The sequence below is a fragment of the Paenibacillus xanthanilyticus genome (genome assembly GCF_042682185.1).
GTDB lineage: Bacteria > Bacillota > Bacilli > Paenibacillales > Paenibacillaceae > Paenibacillus_Z > Paenibacillus_Z xanthanilyticus.
On record NZ_JBHUHA010000001.1, the window covers coordinates 2,900,746 to 2,918,087 of the forward strand.

Below are 17,342 nucleotides of genomic sequence, written 5' to 3' on the forward strand. Positions count from 1 at the left end.
CGCAACCCGGGATGGGTGAATACAGCCTAAGTGCCCGACGCGGCGGCCACGACAACAACCCCCCGAATCTTGGACTCGAGGGGTTGAGTGGCGCTTCAGGCCGCACGCTGAAGACGGCCCTCACTTAATGAATGATCCCCAGATCCAACGCTTTCTGGGAAGCCTCTTCCCTATTGTTGACGCCTAGCTTGATATAGGCAGAGGAGGCATAGTTTCTGACCGTACCGTCCGACAAATTCAGTTTGGAGGCGATCGTCTTGTACCTCAGCCCCTTGGCAACAAGCTGCAGGATTTCGACTTCCCGGTCTGTCAGCTCATAGTCAGCGGCCGCTTTCAATGGGGGAGATGGGATGCCCCCCTCGAATCTCTCGAATATTTTGTGGGACATCTCCTGATCGATTAACGTACCGCCTCGGTGAACAAGCCGAATCGTCTCGGCCAGCTCAAGCGGTGCGGCCGATTTCAAGAGGAACCCGTCCGCACCGTTACGCAATAAGTCCAACGCTTGATCCGTATCCTGAAACGTCGTAAGAATCAATACCCGGATATGCGGCCATTGCTGCTTGATCAATTTGGTTGCCTGGACGCCGTCGATACGAGGCATATCGATATCCAAAAGCACCACGTGGGGCTGAAGCGATTCGCACAGGTCGACGGCTTGCTCGCCATCCTCAGCCAACCCGACTACGTTCAAATCGGGGTACTTGTCAAACAAGGTCCGCAGACTTTCCCGAATAAACGATTGATCGTCGGCAACCAGCAGACGAATATGTTCGTCCGCCTGTTCTTCCGCTGGTCTCGGCAAATTACAGACGACAAGCGTCCCGCCACCCGGCTTCGTATAGACGGACACTTGACCTTGCAGATTCATGGCCCGCTCCTTCATGGCATTCATGCCAAAGCCCTCCCGCCATTCTTCCATCCCTCTTCCGTTATCCTGCACCTCGAGCCTCGTATATTGCTGCCCGAAATGCAGCGTAACGGTAATTTCCGTTGCCTGGCCGTGTCGAACCGCGTTGGTCAGCGACTCCTGCAAACAACGAATGAATGTCATTTTCGCTTGCCGGGACAGCGGGGACTCCTCTCCGTACGCGCTAAAGTTCACCTCGACTTGGGCATGCGCCTGAAATTCATCTCCAAGCTGTTGCAAAGAGAGCACCAAGGAGCGCGACTGCTGCGCAGACTCCATTTGATGCAGGTAACGCCTCACGTCCTCGATACTTTGGCGGCCCAGCTCCAACAAGGCATCCAGCCGCTGCGAACCGGTATCGGTCGCAAGCTCGGACCGCAGCGTTTCCATGCCCATGAGGATAGAGGTATACGCATGGCCGACGGTATCGTGAAGCTCCCTCGACAGCCGGTTTCGTTCTTCGGCCAGCGTAATGCGTTCGATTTGGGACATATACTGCTCAAGCACCTTATTTTGCTGGCGGATCGTGGTATTCTGCCGGTGATTGACGATCAACAAATGAAAGGCGAATCCCATCACATAAGCCAGACCATAGTACGTGACCATGAACCAATAGCCGTTGCTGGGCGCAACCGCATGGAATACGCCCGGCAATAGAAAGACGGTCGCCGGGGCCGTCCACCGATAGGATCGATGAGCGCTGTTCGCCGCGGTAAGAAACGCGGATACGAGGAAGGTAAGATAGGCCTCCGGAAATAGCGAAGTTAAATGTATACATAGTCCGCCAAATAGCAGGATTTCCGCGAATAAATAATAGCTATAGTTCAGCTGCAAACAAACCCATGGTATAGAGAAAGCGGCAATCTCTAAAAAAATGACGGTCCACAACGGCAGCGCCAGACCTTCTTGAAAACGTATCGTCGTAAGGATGAGTGAAACGCTGGCAATAAGGCGAAGCCCCAGCATAATCCAATCATACCAAATCCACTGTTTCACCATATCCAACAAGTCGTTCCACTCCTAAGCTGCTTCTGTTTTGTTTCCCATCCTATTATAGTCTATACCTTATGCGGTGCCCATTTTGTTATTTAGGCTGAACGACACACCTTCGCGGTACTTGGGGGGAAGGGAAAACAGCAAAAGATGGACGCTAGCGTATAGCGGCCATCTTGAACATGATCCGTTATGGATGCAGTAGAGATGGAGTCACCTTCTGAATGTGAACAAGGATATCGAATGTTTGACCTAATGCGATATCAACCGTGGTTGGGATATCCGGACCTACGGTCGTGATTCCGGCGAAAATGGGATGCTGCTCGTTTAGCCACGTTTTTGTCACTCCGCTTGCCTTACGCAAATCAACCAAAAACTGGTCGTAATTGACTTGTCCAAACGTATAGTTATACGTATTCGGGTCATCGAATCGTAATGTGCCATAGGGCCCAAACTGTTGATTGCTGTTGTAAACATTGTAACGCCCCTCAAAGACGGAGGTTCCAATGGATACATACCGCTGCCCATAATGTTCGGCCAAATGCTGCCCGGCTACTTTAGGGTATACGAAAGGGATCATATTGGTTTTCGAAACATGTCCATTATGGCCCCACACGATTGTTTTTCCTACATGCTCTTCGGTCCACTTCGCATTCTCATACATGGCCCTATCATGTTTCAAATAAAAGTCGTTCGGGTCATCCGGATAGGAAGCCGCCATTGTCGTAAATTGCTCAATAATACGCGCATTTTGTTTGATCCAGGCGAACTCTCGGGATTTTCCATTCAGGTTTCGTTTATGTTGTTCTAATAAAGCGCTGATCTGTTTCGCATCGGAAACATATTTCGCTTTCATTTCTTTCTTAAGGCTGCCAAAGGTATCGATATCCTTTGTGACCGGAATAAGGCCTTTCATCTTTATTTCCAAACGAGCTGCAAGTTTGGGATGATGTTTCTTTACATACGCAAGGATAGGGTTGTAAACCTGCTCGTTTACGGTTTGTATATCCATCCCGATGATCCTTATTTTGGATTTATGATGTGGATCAGCATTATATTGACGTATCCACTGAAGCAGATCTATCATTTCTTTCGTGTTGAATACAGGCGTTAGATACTGGCTGGGGTCACCTTTACCCGTAAGGACGTAACGATCGAGTCCCAATGCTCGGTCCCATCCCTCTTCTAACACGAGGGCGTTAAAGCCCATCTCAAGCGCCAAAAATTTCACCAGGCGATGTTTCATCGTAAAAACTTCATGCGCGCCATGCGTCGCTTCGCCTAGACCAACAATTGCTGCTGACCCTACCATATCCTTCAGCGGACTTAAATCATGAAGAGATGCTGCTGGATCCGTTGTTTTTAATGGGCTTGCATGGTCTTCTAACCATTTGATCTGGTCCGCTTTTGGATTGGTGTTGGAGGACGCTGTAATAGCAGCGTCTGCTTTTGGAGTTGCATAAGTACATCCTGTCACACTAGTCAGTGTAATCACCGAGGCAGCCATTGCGATAACCATTTTCTTTTTCATATCCTAATCCTCCTTATATACGTGAAGACTTGCATCCAAACCACTATCGATTAAGCTCCCGAACCATGCTGCGTGTATAACCTCCGAATTTTTTCGCCGCACCCTCAGCCAGCTTGACGCTAATTGCCGCAAGCACGACTCCCACAGCCATGAAAAGAAGAGATTCCACAAACGTGTCGACCTTCATGAAAATGAAATTCATCTCGACGTGCCGATACAACAGCGGGGCCAACAGGCAAGCAACGGGGGTTACATAGATTACGGCAGCACAGACGAGACTACCGAGTCCAACCCCAAATTTTTGCATTAACCAAAAGACGGCGCGCCAGTTGCGGCGGTCCGTAAGCTCTACTTTGGATTGAGCCCAGACCGACCCGCCTGTTGTTACCTTGCTCTCATAAGGCTCTGTCGTGATCTCGGTATACAATTTCGTCTGCGCCCGTTCGTATTGGATGAACGTCGTCGTCGTTCGCAATACGCGTGTAACCAGGGGAATCCCGATTACGGTAAAGGAAAGACTTAAACTGAACGACAACGCCACCGCATAAAAACAAAAGTAAAAAAAGCCTGTAACGAACGTGAACAATAAAAAGTAACCATGCTGGATGAAACCTGATTTCATAAGGTTCATCGCTCCTCTCCGTGTGATATCCGCATCCTACGACTACTTGTGTCAACCCTACCAGTGCAGGAATGTCATATGACATTTTTTTGGCTTGAGCGAGATGAAATCAAACAAAAAAACCTTAGCTCAGTCAGCTTGAGCTAAGGTTTTGCCAGGTATAGACGTTATGTATGATTTCTCGCGCTCGTGTGAAATGGCTAGCCTTTTCCGACCGAGCGGCGATCGCTTTGATCCATATTCATTTAATATAAATCGACACTAATTTATTGTTACACGATAATTTTTTTGCTAAAATCAATGGTGTCACGATATAAATGAGGTGTTGGATATGAAGGTTAAACGAGGTTCAACGACTTTCTTAAAAGGAATCATTTGTCTGATTGGAATTGCCGTGCTTACCGTGTGTATCGTCTTGCTGCCTGAAGCAGCCAGAAGAGACGCGATCGAGCGTCCAGGTGATTATTCGCTATATCCCCTTTTGGTATGTGCATATGGAATATGTATGGCGTTTTCGGTCGCGTTGTACCACGTATTTAAGCTATTAGCCTATATCGAGAAGAACAACGCTTTCTCTGCGTTATCTTTTCAATCTTTGCAGGTCATAAAAAAATGCGCTTTTACTGTTATTTTCTTCATTTTGTTAGCAATCGTATATTTAAGAGTGCATGCTCAATTCACAGGTGATGATGCAGCAGGTCCAATAGCTCTAGGTCTAATGGGGGTTCTAGCAACAAGTATCATCGCAGCCATGGTGGACGCACTTCAAAAGCCATTAAAAAACGTCCCAGATATAAAGTCAAAAGACGAATGAGGAGACGAACCCATTCACCCCTGCTCTCCCAGAACGATCTGCCTCAACTGGATGACCAAGCTTCTCAGCTCCTGCTCTTGTTCCAAGTATGCGCAAAGCGCCTGAATGAGCGGCCTTCTAGGCTGAGCTTGAGCGATCTCCTCCCCTAGCAGTCGGGCTATCTCTTGCAGTTCCTTCCGCCGAGCGGTCCCGCCAGGCCAAACCTCAAGCCGTGCGGCCACTGTGCCGAATAGCTCCTTGGCAATCCGGCCTTTTTCTTCCTCCCAGTCGTTTGCGCCTGAGTGAATGAATTTTTCGTAAGCGCTTCGCCCAAGCAGTCCCTTGGAATCCGATCTCGTCATGTGCTCGACTAGCGCATCCAGTTTATCGACGATAAACCAAGCTGTATCTTCGATCGACAACTGCGTGAGCTCGTTGATCATGCGCTGTAGATAGTCCTTCAGAATCGCGCGATAGATAAAAATGAGGTCCCAAAGAAACGGCTCGATGCTCTCCCCATAGACCTCAAGCAGCCAAGATCGATGCCACTCCATCATGCGGGCGCGAACATGAGTCCTTATCGCGTGAAAAGCCGGGTACTGCGTAATCGGAAGATCTGTAAAGTCGACCATAATGTGACGGTATTCAATAAAATACTGAAAGCGAAATACGATCTGATTGACAAGTCCCTCCTTGGGCGTACCCGTCTCGGTTTTTTGGAGGTGCTCCGCCCGATCAAAATAATCCGTCTGGCATTCGTCGAAAACCGCGCACAGCAAGTCCTCTTTCGATGGAAAATATTTGTATACGGAGCCCTTGGCAATGGAACAGTCCAAGGCGATTTCCTGAATCGAGGTCGCCAGAAACCCTTTTTCCTTAAACATTTTTGAAGCCGAACGAATGATATCCTGCTTGGTTGCGCTCATTCTCACGTATCCCCTCTTGACACCTTTGAACTTAGAGTACAAAATAATGAACATAGAGTCAATTGACCCTTTGTTCATTATTTTAAACCTGAAGTCATATGAGGGACGGCTCGATTTCTCGGTTGGAGTGTGATCAATCATGGAAGACCTATTATTTCATTTTCCTCAGACCGCATTAATTGTTATCGACTTGCAGAAATGGCTTGGAAACAGCTATGCACCTTACTCGAAAGAACACGTCATCGACCGGTCAGCCGCCATGGTTCGAACCTTCCGCGAGGCAGGCGCTTTTGTCGGGATTGTTCGCGTCTCCACGAAGGACTTCAAGGATATGCCTCGCCCGCTGCTGGATCAAGCACCTCCGCCCTTAAATCTGGTGCCGGGATGGGATGAGATCGTCCCCGAAATCGGAGTCGCCGACACCGACCACTTGATTACAAAGCGCCAGTGGGGCGCTTTTTACGGCACGGACTTGGATCAACAGCTGCGCCGGCGGGGCATCACGACCATCGTGCTTTGCGGGATTGCTTCTGGTATCGGCGTAGATACCACGGCGCGTGAAGCGCTCGCTCATGGCTATCAGGTGGTATTCGCAATCGACGCCATGAGCGGCTTCAGCCAGGCGGAGCATGATCACGTGCGCAAGGTCATCTTCCCGCGCATTGGGCGCATCCGTACGACCGAAGACATTCTCGCTTGCGCCGCGCTCCAATGAACGAGGTATAGTACGAACAAGACAGACACCAAGTGACAGGTCTAACGATGGAATAACGGCGTTGTCGAAGCCGCATTCAGCGCGCCAATTCGAATTCGGTCTAGCATCAACGCCTGTCCGTCAGCTTGCCTTAACGTGATCGATTTAGGCTCTCCCGGCAGCAGCTCGAAGAAATTGTCGCTCATCCGGACGTTGCCCTGCGGGATATCAATGGTTACCAGCCTGGCGACTGCGCCTATCGTCCTAACGGTCACAACTCCTAGCTCTGCGTCCACGCTTGCCGTCAACTGCGCCTGCGGCAAGTCGAGCTCCTTAGGGTCCCGGAGATAATAATAGTTGTCCTCGCAATCCCATCCCGGTGCCGATAGCCTCACCAACGCCCTCTCTGGAGAAAGTCCGCCGAGGATGTCGAGCTCTTCCCATTCTCCCAGCTTGACGGCCGTATTGGCACCAACTTCGGCAGCCGTTTCCAACGTTCTCACAAGCTTGCCTTCAAAATCGTACACCTGCAGCGTCACCTTGCCCGAGTAGGCTTGCAGACGGTCATTGACGATCCACAGCTTGAGCGGCTCTCGGGGATCGTGATCCAGCGAAAGGTGCAGCGGATGATAAAATTTGCGAGCATAATAGAATGAAGCCTTCGGCAGCAGCTCATAATCGATCAAGGACCAGCTTGTTCCTGGCCAGCTGTCGCCATGCTGCCAGATGAGCGAGCCGCTTGTTCTGGCCTTGTTGCGGCGATAATGCTCGATGCCGTATTTGAGTCCTTCTGCCTGCGTCAGCATCGAAAACCTCATATATTCCTCGATGTCGGAAGGAATGCCGGTAAATCCCTCCATCAGCAGAATGCCTTTTTGATGATTCGTATCTTTGTTCCGGTAAGCCATCTCGACGCTTCCCCAATAGAACTCCTCGTCAGGCACGTATTTCTCCAGCGTATAGCGATTGGCCGAGGCATGCATGCCGAATTCGCTGCTGAACAACGTATCGTCTTTTTTATAATTTTTGAAGGTGACGCCTTCGACGCTGTAATCAAGCATCGTTGGGTCGCCGAATTTGCGCGGATAGACCGACCCGTGCCAGACTTGCCAGTTATGCCGGTCACCCACCTCCGGATCGTTAGCGTCGTTGCCGCCATAGGGCGAAGACGGCCAATAAGGGCGGGAATCGTCGTATTGCTCCAGCACCTCAGGCAATAACTGATGGTAGATCGACTCGCCGTAGAACGGGCAGGTGATATCGCCGTCCGACGACTTCATATCGTACAGCCAATCAATTTCGTTGTTCCCGCACCATAAGGCAAGCGATGCGTGATTGCGCAATCGCTTAATATTGCAAATCGCTTCCTGTCTGACATTGTCCATGAAATCGGCATTGTAATCAGGGAAGAGCGCGTTGGCGAAAGCAAAGTCCTGCCAAACAAGGACGCCCAGCCGGTCGCACTCGTCATAAAAGAAGCTTTTTTCGTAAATGCCCCCGGCCCAAATGCGCAGCATATTCATATTCGATTCAACGGCCAGTTCAATGAGATCCGTATAACGCTTATCGGGCGCCGAGCCGATGAAATTGTCCACTGGAATCCAGTTGGAGCCTTTAGCGAACAAACGAACGCCATTTAATCGAAAAGCAAAAGCATGCCGGCCATGTTCATCCTGCAGCATCAGCTCGATCGTACGAATGCCGAAAGGCTTGCGGTAGCGATCCGTTTCTTGTCCATCCGCGTACAGAATGACTTCAAGCTCATACAGGTATGGCTGGCCAAGATCATGGGTCCACCATAGCTTTGGACGGTCAATATTCAAACTCACTTCCGCACGCGAGCGCGCAAGCTTGCCGGCCGCTTCTGCCGCCGTGCCGCCAAGAGCGTCTACCAGACTGGCTCGATAGGTCATTTCGACGCTGCGATTGAAGCATTTAGCCTCAATGGAAGCCCGCACGGTCGCCATGTCCTTGTCAGCCGTCTCCGTGCGCGCATACACGCTGTCCAGACGAGCGAGCTTGCTGCGCTTTAGATGAACCTTGCCCCAGATGCCCGTCGTCACCATGCGAGGGCCCCAATCCCAGCCGAAATTCATGGCCGCCTTGCGAATCCAAGGGCGCTCCTTCGTATAGGAGGACCATTGCATCTGAGCTTTATCTCGATTATGCAGGAACAGCGGGTCGAACTTGACCGCCACCGTGTTTTTACCGCGATGCACAATGCGCGTCACATCGTAAACATAACTGCGGTGCATATTGGCCGATTGCCCAATCTCCAGACCGTTCACATAGATGGTAGCGAACGTATCCAATCCTTCGAACACCAGCTCCAGCCGTTCCTCCTGGCTTGGCGCTTCATCCAGCTGGAACTTGGTCCGATACCACCATTCCTTCTCCTCGATCCATCTGCATTTGATGTCGTTATGGCCGTAATAGGGATGCTCGATCAGCTTTCTCTCCATCAGTGTGGAATGAACGTCGCCCGGCACGGCAGCCGTAATCCAGAAGCGATCGTCCAGACCGGCGTCCGCGAGCTGAAGCGGCGGCACCTGTCCGACCTCATAATGTTGTAATCTCCATTCGCCCGATAGTTCCATAAGGTCCTCCATGTTACCCCATAAATTTTTGGTCCGACTCAAGCTCCGCCCATAGTCTGCGTAAGCGTTGTCGGACCAAATGGCTGTCTGTCTATTCGTTTACCGTTTGCATCCAGAATACTTATTTCAGTTTGGCTTCCGCCGCTTTTCCTTTTTCAACTAGCGTCTCATACGCTTGCTCCAGCGTCGTTTTGTTGAACATGACCGCTTCCATCTCGGATTTGTACGTAGACACGAAATCTTCCGCGCCTGCGGGAGCCGGGTAGAACGGCAGCGCTTTTTCTTTGGCCACGTCCAACAAATCGAGGCCAAGCTGCTCGCCTGCCGTAAAAGAGCTTTCGATCGATTTCAATATTTCATGATTGATCGGAATACCGCGCACTGTGCCGAGCGTTTTGCCCGCTTCCGCATTCGAAATGAACCATTTAATAAATGCCTTCGCCTGAGCCTGATTTTTCGATGCTGCGCTTACCGAGAAGAAAATCGTCGATTGCGCCCAGCCGCCGCCGGCTTCGCCAATCGGGTAGCTGTTAACGGCAATGCGTCCGCCAGGGAGCAAGGCTTCAATTGCGGTTGCAGAGCCTACCGATGCGCCTCTCAGCATCACGCGTCCAGTGCCGAACGTATCCGTCTGCGGATCGTTCTCCTTGGATGCAAGTTGAAGGTCCGCCGGCGGTACAATGCCTGCTTTTTGGAACTCGGCATATTTGCTGTTGAATGCAAACCAAGTATCCTTGTCCAGGTTAAACGTCGTGCCGTCCTTAAAGATCGGGCCTAGTCCTTTGGACGTCTGATAGAATTGGTACCATTCCCAAATGTTTCGGAGATCATCGATCGGGTATTTGTCTTTCGGGAGCTTCGTGCGGGCTTCCTCTGCGTAGGCGAAGAAGTCTTCCCACGTCCAGTTGTTGGTCGGGAGCGTAATCCCGGCTTCCTCGAGCGCAACTTTGTCGTATACCATGCCTTGCCCATTGTAGCTGAGAGGAACGCCGTACACTTTGCCGTCGATCTTAATATTCTCGATGACCTGCTCGTCAACAATACCGGACAAGTCAATGTCGGACAGATCCGCTAACAGGCCGCGCTTCACATAACCTTGAATATAGGCTGCGTCCATCTGCATAATGTCGGGAAGCGTTTTCGACGCGGCGAGCGTCGGAAGCTTCTGCCAGTATCCGTCCCAAGCGGTGAACTCGGGCGTGAAGGTCACTTTCGAATGAGCCGCCGTGTACATATCCAGCGCTTTTTGGGTCGCTTCGTGACGCACGTCGGATCCCCACCACATAATTTTCAGATTGGCCGCTTTATCGGTGGAGCCGCTTCCGCTGCTGCCGGCATTGCAGCCGGACAATACGACGACGGATGCCAGAGCACCGACCGCCAACGTTTTTAACCAAGGTCTAGTCTTTGTCATGTGAACACTCCCTTTTCCATAATCAAATGGGAAGCCGTAAGTCAGATGGAGCATGGATGAGCTTAGCCCTTAAGGCCTGTTGTCGCGATGCCTTCCACGAAATGCTTCTGAGCCAGGAAGAAGATGATGGCCGAAGGAACGACGGATAGCAGCGACATCGCCAGCAATTGTCCCCATTGCACTTCAAACTGATCAATGAACATCCTCAGCCCCAAGCCTACCGTAAACTTCTCGACGGAGCTCAAGTAGAGCAGTTGAGAGAAGAAATCGTCCCAGCTCCACAAGAAGGTGAAGATGCCTACCGTGAATAACGCCGGTTTAATCAAGGGAGCGATAATGCGGAAAAAAATGGCGTAAACCGATGCACCGTCAATTTGTGCCGCTTCGTCCAGCTCTCGCGGAATACCGCGGATAAACTGCACGACAAGGAAGACGAAGAATGCGCCGCCGCCGAAAAAATGCGGCAAGATGAGCGGAATGTAGCTGTCTGTCAAACCTAGTTTGTTATACAGAATGTACTGCGGCACGACGGTAACCTGCGATGGCAGCATGAGCGTCATTAGCAGCACGGAAAACCAGAAGTTGCGGAAACGGAAGTCGAGGCGGCCAAAGCCGTAACCGACGAGAGCGGCCGTCACCACGCCGCCGAGCACGCTCCAAAATTCCATGAAGAGCGTATTGGCAAAAAACGTTGTGAACGTATATTGGGATGAGTACGACCAGCCGTTCGAATAGTTTTCCCACATGAACGTTTCGGGCCATAACGTCGGCAGGGATAGCTCCGCTTGGCTTTTTAAAGAAGCGCCGATCCACCAGATGACCGGGTAAATCATGAGAAGGGAGAACGGGATCAGAATCAGATGGTTCTTCCAAGAGCTTTGTTTTTCCGTCATCAATTGGATTTGCCCCCTTCCGACTCGTAATGGACCCAGTACTTGGACACTGTGAAGTTAATAAGCGTGAACACGCCGATAATAAGAAGAAGGATCCAAGCCAGCGCCGATGCATAACCCATTTGATACTGCCGGAACGCTTTCTCATACAGGTACAATACGTACATGTAAGTCGAGTTGGCCGGACCTCCGCTCGTGATGACGAATGCCGAGGTGAACATCTGGAAGGCATTGATAATGCCGAGCACCAAATTGAAAAAGATGACCGGAGAGAGCATCGGAAGCGTAATGCTGTAAAATTTGCGCAACACCCCTGCGCCGTCTACGGAAGCGGATTCATAAAGATCTTTAGGAATCTGCTTCAAGCCGGCCAAGAAAATAACCATCGTGGAGCCGAACTGCCAAGCATTGAGCAAAATCAGAGTGCCGAGCGCCGTATCCGGATTGGCGATCCAACCGACGCCCTGAATGCCAAACCAGCCCAGAATATGATTGATGTACCCTTCAAGGCCGAACATGTTGCGCCATAATGCTGCGACTGCGATGCTGCCCCCGATTAGAGAAGGGAAATAAATGAGCGTCCTGTATATGCTCATGCCTTTTACATTTTGGTTGAGGAGCATGGCAACCAATAAAGAGAACATCAGCTTGATCGGCACCGCAAAAAGCACGAATGTAAACGTAACGGCGAGCGACTTCACAAATAGCCTGTCGGAAGTGAAAATATTCGAATAATTCTCCGTTCCTACCCAGACCGGAGAATCAAGCAGAGAATAATCGGTAAAGGACAAATAAAGCGATTGCAAAATCGGCCATAGAGTCAGAAGAAGAAACCCTATTAGCCACGGGGAAATAAAAAGATATCCAGCCGTGTTATGCTGAAACTTTTTGCCGGATCCGCTTTTTTTACCAAACATGGCATAACCTCGTTTCTATCGAATTCAATCTATAAAGCGCTTCCATTTACTTCCTCAGGAACATATTAGTTGATCGAGTCTCATTTCGTCAACTAAAATTGTTGATTTATTATGTTTACAATTATCATTTATGTTTACAACAATATATTCACTAATAACAAATTATCTTTTAGTGGAGCTAGCTTATGGACCCATAAAAAAAATCCCTGATTCGCATAGCTGCCAAATCAGAGATTTTGGAGGATCCATTCGCGAGAATGCGCAATTAAACGGAATGCTGCTTTTCCCCGGCTGTCCGGGGAGGCGCGATGCTGCCCTTAATGATGAGATCGCTTTGCAGCAAAAGCTTTTCATGCGGCATGTGAAGATTGGCCAGTCTCCAGAACAGCATCTCTACCCCCTTGATCCCCAGAGCCTCCGATTCAGCATTGACTGTGCTAAGCTCCGGGAACTCTAGCATAATTTCCGCATCGTGATCGAAGCCAGTGACGCATGTATCTTCCGGAACGCGAATGCCAAGCTGCCGCATGGCGCGCCATACATGCGAAGCGATCTTGTCATTGGCGCACACGAAAGAAGTAGGCAGCGAGCTGCTTTGCAATTCCGCGAGGGTAGAGAGGATGAGATCGAGATTCTCTTGATCGTTTGTGGGCTTAACGCGAATCAACGACTCGTTTGGCGTGTACGGAATCCCGCTTTCCGCCAATACCGATTTGAAGCCGTTCCAGCGATCCGCGAAGCTTCTCGCAAAACGCCAATCTCCGACGAACTGAACGTCGGTATGGCCCTTGCCGATCAAATATTTAACCTGTTTACGCAATAGATCATAATTGTTCATGAAGACGCTGTCGGAACTAACCAGCTCGTCCTCGTGATCGACAAGCACGAAGGGTATACCTTCATTGCGTAAATGGACAAGCATGGAGGTTTCGATTAACCCGATTCCAATGATCCCGAGCAGCCCTTCAGGACGCATAATTTTATGGAAATTGCGAGGCGAATCGTCCGTAATGAGAACAGAGCCTATGCCGCTTGACTCTAACCCCCTGAACACCCCTTCCAGGATTCTGCCCCAATAACCGGAGTCTCTGTTCTGACTGCGAATATTCGGGAAGAGAATGCCGATCATTTTTTCATCGTCCGCATCCGGCTCCTGATGATTCATCGTTCTTTTGATCAGCTTCTGATCCAGATAGCCGAGCTGCGAGGCCACCTCGAATATTTTTTCCCTCGTAGATGCGCTAATCCCCGGTTTACCGGACAGCGCTTTGGATACCGCATATTTGGATACGCCGACTTTATCGGCAATTTCCTGCATTGTTATCTTTTTAATCTTAGCCATGATGTTCACTCCGCAACTTAAAATACAAGTCGTTAGTTTACTTTTCAGCCGTTTGTAAACCAAACTTTTTATCATCATAACAAATTACTTCTGACGTGTATATAAAAGTAAGACCTAAGCGGGATTGACTCTTCCCGCCTTACTATTGCAGAATTTTAACCTCAGAAGCAAAAAGACGATCGCTCTTAAACAGTGCGATCGCCCTTATTGAAAAGTTACCCCGGTGTTATCGAATTTTTTGACATTGTGAACAGGTGTAATTTTTCACTTTTACTTGAATTCAATATCTTCCGGCAAACCGGTCTTCTTGTGGTACTCCCGGAAGAGATGACGATGCGGCATCGGCACCATCCCCTTCTCTACCGTTGCTCCGGACTCAATAAACCGGTAACGGTCAAAAGGAATTTTCCTCAATCCGTCCTCATCCAACATGCCGTTCCAGCTTTTGTCCGGATTGGACCACAGGCCTTCCCCGTACAAGGTTACCCCTCCCGCATAATCGGTCATAACGGCCCCGTATTCCTGCAGCGCAGTAGCAATGATCTTCTCTTCCCGGGAAAGCCCGAACGCCTCCAGATCAAGTTCAGGGTCCAACTGGATCACCGCTCCTTCCGGTATTCCATTCGGGTATGCACCGTCCGTCCAGATCGCCGGAGGGAACGAATGCTCCAGGAGCCCGACTTTTTCGCAGGCGCATGCCAATTTGTGTTCAATCCTGCCGTCCCTAATTTCGTCATGCATAATCAATCCGGCGATAATCGGAACCCCCGAGGCACGCGAAGGTCCATACAGATGGATGCTTTCACCGTTATGGATTGGAAAGTCGGACGGATCGAACACGCCGCTGCCATACAGGTCGTACTTCATGCCGGTACATGACCACCAGGAACCGTCCGGTCTTTTTTCTGCTGCCCACATGTCCCAGGCGAGGCCTTGCTCGTAATCGATGAGCGCCATATGAGAGTCGGACTCCCGATCCGGTATGGCATGCTCCGGTATCGGAACATCTTCACCGAACCCTTTGCCATGACCAAGCGGGTGATGCTCGCCGATGAAAGGTTTGGAATTCATATAGAACGTCCGGCCTTCCCCAGTGTGGTGCATCATTCTCTTGCCGATGTTAAACCTCGGCGTATCTTTCGTAACCTCAAAGACCGGTATCGTCCACGCATGCAGATTCATATGAAAGCCGTTCTTTTTGTCCGCTTCATAGAGAAGGTCAATAAAATGCGAAGAACGGCTTAAGATCTTCGGGTTATTCTCAATTTTGGTGTTCCAGAAGCTATTCTCGGCAAAAAATCGCTTGGTCATCTGTTCACGCTCCCCTTAAACCTTTCATGATCCGTACGTGGCCTCTACTTCCGCGAGTGTCGGGAGCGCTCCTTGGGCGCCGAATCCCATGACAGATCGCGATGCTGCCCGGGCACCGAAATCAACCGCGTCTCCGAGCGCACAGCCTGAAGCAAGACCATAACCGAGCGCGCCATTGAAGGCATCTCCTGCTCCGGTCGTGTCGGCAACCGCAACCTCTAATGCGGCAGCCGTTCTCATTTCACCTGCATCATCCAAGTATGAACTGCCTTTCCTGCCACGGGTTACGATGACCTTCCCCTCGAAGCGCGAACGCCAGGCTGCAAGCTGTTTCTTGAGCATTTCATCCGTCCGGGCCACAGGCTCGTTCGATAGCAGCGCAAATTCCGTCTCGTTCGGCGTTAGGATGTCCACGAGCGATAGAAGCTCGAAGGGAAGAGAGACGGCCGGCGCAGGATTAAGAATGGTCATCACCCCTGCACCACGCGCGATTCTCAGTGCTTCCAGCACCGACTCGAGAGGAATCTCCAATTGAACGAGGAGCAGGTCCGCCTGCTCGATGATTGCGCGGTGACGTCGAACCAGATCCGGCGTGCATCGGCTATTGGCGCCAGGGGTCACCACTATACAGTTGTCTTCCTGGGCATGGAGGATCACAGCCGTTCCGGTTTGCACATCGTCGAGCGCTTCGATCCCCTTATGATCGATGTTGAACGCTTGCAGATTAGCCGTCAGCTTCTGGCCGAACGGATCTGTACCGACAGCACCGATCATCCTGACGTCCGCGCCTAATCGGGCGGCGGCAGCCGACTGATTCGCGCCTTTCCCCCCAGGGACATAATGAATAGCGCTGCCCTGCACCGTCTCCCCGACTTGCGGCATTCGCAGCATGGTAACCACGATGTCCATATTCATACTTCCTACTACGGCAATCCTCGGTTTCATCGCCTGTGCTCCTTTTAACGATGCAGCTTCTTGACTATCGCATTCATGCCCGTTTCATATGGCTGCTATGGCCCGGAGACAGCTTGGCATCCGGATCGACATACACCTTCGCATTGTTAATGGCGGTTGGCGCTTCACCGAAGCCGACTGCGATCAGCTTCAGCTTGCCCGGGTAGGTCGTAATATCGCCTGCCGCGAAAATACCCGGAATATTCGTTTCCATGCGGGAATCCACGACGATAGAGCCGTCCTGAATGTGGATTCCCCATTGTGCGATCGGTCCGAGCGACGAGCTGAAGCCATAATTGACGATGAGGGCATCGACTTCGACACGAAGCTCTTCGTTCGACTTCGAATCGAGCAGCGTAACCGCCTCAATGCGATCCTCGCCATGCAGCGCCACGATTTCCTTCGGCGTGAGGATTCGGACGGTGGAGGCCAATAAATTCTGCACGCTATGCTCGTGAGCGCGGAACTTTTCCCGCCGGTGGGTGAGCATCACCTGCTCTGCGATCGGCTCGAGCATCAGCGACCAATCGACCGCGGAATCCCCGCCGCCGCTGATCAGCACCCGTTTTCCTTTGAAGCGCTGCAGGTCGTCGACGAAGTAATGCAAATTCGTTTTCTCGTAGCGGGCCGTTCCTGGCAGCTCGAGACGTTTCGGCTCGAAGGCGCCCACTCCGCCTGTAATGATGACCGCTTTCGCATAATGAACGGCCCTATCCGTCTTCACCTCGAACAACCGCTCGTCATGCTTTATCACATCCAGAACCTTCTCCTCTAGACGAATGTCCGTTTGGAAATGGCTTAATTGCTCCTTCAGGCGATTGACCAGCTCCTGGGCGGTTACCTTCGGAAAGCCGGCCACGTCGTAGATATATTTCTCCGGATACAAGGCGGCAAGCTGCCCGCCAAGCTGGGGCATGCTCTCCACCAACTTGACGGAAGCATGACGCATCCCGCCGTAGAAGGCTGCGAATAAGCCGGCCGGGCCACCTCCGATAATGAGAAAATCAACCGCATTGGTTTTTGAACACGCGCTGAACAACGTGATTCCCTCCCTTTCACTCTCGATGTCTCTTCCTGTATTAAATGAGCACGTATACACGGCCGTCTTCGACCTCGACCTCGTAGCCTCTGAGCTTGACCTTCCCGTCAACCAAATGCTGGCCCGTTAATAAGTCGAACTCCCAGCCATGCCAAGGGCAGCGTACGATTTCACGGTCTTTCCCGTATTTGTACTCGTACACGAGCGATGGCAGCCGCGTGCCGCATACCGGCCCCTCGCATACCGGCGCCCCTGCATGGGGGCATGTATTGCGCCAGGCATAGAACCGGTCCCCGACCGCGAACAAGCCGATTTCCATCCCTTTCACGGTTACGATCAGCCGTCCGCTCTTTGAGAGCTCCTCGGCAGTCCCCGCCTCGTAACGGATGCGTGTTTTCTCCATGCG

General features: G+C 51.1%; 15 protein-coding genes. 2 read left to right on the forward strand and 13 right to left on the reverse strand.

Annotated features, from left to right (window positions below):
- Positions 1-124 precede the first annotated feature (124 nt).
- The 3 genes from ACFSKT_RS12210 to ACFSKT_RS12220 all read right to left on the reverse strand — a co-directional run bounded on the left by ACFSKT_RS12210 (position 125) and on the right by ACFSKT_RS12220 (position 4,056).
- Positions 125-1,918, reverse strand: a complete 1,794-nt coding sequence (locus ACFSKT_RS12210; protein WP_377721285.1) for a response regulator — start codon at positions 1,916-1,918, stop codon at positions 125-127.
- Positions 1,919-2,093: 175 nt separating this feature from the next.
- Positions 2,094-3,434 (reverse strand): erythromycin esterase family protein, encoded by a 1,341-nt coding sequence (locus ACFSKT_RS12215; protein ID WP_377721286.1) that lies wholly within the window; start codon positions 3,432-3,434, stop codon positions 2,094-2,096.
- Positions 3,435-3,477: 43 nt separating this feature from the next.
- On the reverse strand, positions 3,478-4,056 hold the full coding sequence (locus ACFSKT_RS12220) for a sensor domain-containing protein (RefSeq protein WP_377721287.1): 579 nt from the start codon (positions 4,054-4,056) through the stop codon (positions 3,478-3,480).
- Between the two features lie 331 nt (positions 4,057-4,387).
- Between ACFSKT_RS12220 and ACFSKT_RS12225 the strand changes: the two genes are divergently transcribed.
- Positions 4,388-4,870 carry a DUF2975 domain-containing protein gene (locus ACFSKT_RS12225; protein ID WP_377721288.1) on the forward strand — a complete coding sequence of 161 codons (483 nt, stop codon included), beginning with the start codon at positions 4,388-4,390 and terminating at the stop codon, positions 4,868-4,870.
- A gap of 14 nt (positions 4,871-4,884) precedes the next feature.
- Here the strand turns inward: ACFSKT_RS12225 and ACFSKT_RS12230 are convergent, their stop codons facing one another.
- Positions 4,885-5,775 (reverse strand): TetR/AcrR family transcriptional regulator, encoded by an 891-nt coding sequence (locus tag ACFSKT_RS12230; protein ID WP_377721289.1) that lies wholly within the window; start codon positions 5,773-5,775, stop codon positions 4,885-4,887.
- Positions 5,776-5,914: 139 nt separating this feature from the next.
- Between ACFSKT_RS12230 and ACFSKT_RS12235 the strand changes: the two genes are divergently transcribed.
- Entirely contained in the window at positions 5,915-6,490 is a 576-nt protein-coding gene (locus ACFSKT_RS12235; RefSeq protein ID WP_377721290.1) for an isochorismatase family protein, read from the forward strand.
- 41 nt (positions 6,491-6,531) lie between these two features.
- Here the strand turns inward: ACFSKT_RS12235 and ACFSKT_RS12240 are convergent, their stop codons facing one another.
- From ACFSKT_RS12240 to ACFSKT_RS12280, 9 genes are all read right to left on the reverse strand, one after another.
- Complete coding sequence (locus ACFSKT_RS12240; protein ID WP_377721291.1) at positions 6,532-9,066, reverse strand: beta-mannosidase; 2,535 nt, start codon at positions 9,064-9,066, stop codon at positions 6,532-6,534.
- A 121-nt stretch (positions 9,067-9,187) separates the two neighbouring features.
- Positions 9,188-10,480: an ABC transporter substrate-binding protein gene (locus ACFSKT_RS12245; protein WP_377721292.1), complete on the reverse strand. Its 1,293-nt coding sequence runs from the start codon at positions 10,478-10,480 to the stop codon at positions 9,188-9,190.
- A 62-nt stretch (positions 10,481-10,542) separates the two neighbouring features.
- A complete protein-coding gene (locus tag ACFSKT_RS12250; RefSeq protein ID WP_377721293.1) occupies positions 10,543-11,373 on the reverse strand; it encodes a carbohydrate ABC transporter permease in 831 nt (276 codons plus the stop codon).
- Positions 11,373-12,290, reverse strand: coding sequence for a carbohydrate ABC transporter permease (locus tag ACFSKT_RS12255; RefSeq protein WP_377721294.1), 918 nt, complete (start codon positions 12,288-12,290; stop codon positions 11,373-11,375). The genes ACFSKT_RS12250 and ACFSKT_RS12255 overlap by 1 nt, the downstream gene beginning before the upstream one ends.
- Before the next feature lie 265 nt (positions 12,291-12,555).
- Entirely contained in the window at positions 12,556-13,632 is a 1,077-nt protein-coding gene (locus tag ACFSKT_RS12260) for a LacI family DNA-binding transcriptional regulator (protein ID WP_377721295.1), read from the reverse strand.
- Between the two features lie 270 nt (positions 13,633-13,902).
- Positions 13,903-14,943 carry a hypothetical protein gene (locus ACFSKT_RS12265; protein ID WP_377721296.1) on the reverse strand — a complete coding sequence of 347 codons (1,041 nt, stop codon included), beginning with the start codon at positions 14,941-14,943 and terminating at the stop codon, positions 13,903-13,905.
- A 24-nt stretch (positions 14,944-14,967) separates the two neighbouring features.
- Positions 14,968-15,888 carry a ribokinase gene (gene rbsK, locus ACFSKT_RS12270; RefSeq protein ID WP_377721297.1) on the reverse strand — a complete coding sequence of 307 codons (921 nt, stop codon included), beginning with the start codon at positions 15,886-15,888 and terminating at the stop codon, positions 14,968-14,970.
- Between the two features lie 43 nt (positions 15,889-15,931).
- The gene (locus ACFSKT_RS12275) at positions 15,932-16,936 is read right to left on the reverse strand and encodes an NAD(P)/FAD-dependent oxidoreductase (RefSeq protein ID WP_377721298.1); all 1,005 of its coding nucleotides are present in this window, start codon (positions 16,934-16,936) and stop codon (positions 15,932-15,934) included.
- Between the two features lie 40 nt (positions 16,937-16,976).
- Positions 16,977-17,339 carry a Rieske (2Fe-2S) protein gene (locus ACFSKT_RS12280; RefSeq protein WP_377721299.1) on the reverse strand — a complete coding sequence of 121 codons (363 nt, stop codon included), beginning with the start codon at positions 17,337-17,339 and terminating at the stop codon, positions 16,977-16,979.
- Positions 17,340-17,342 lie beyond the last annotated feature (3 nt).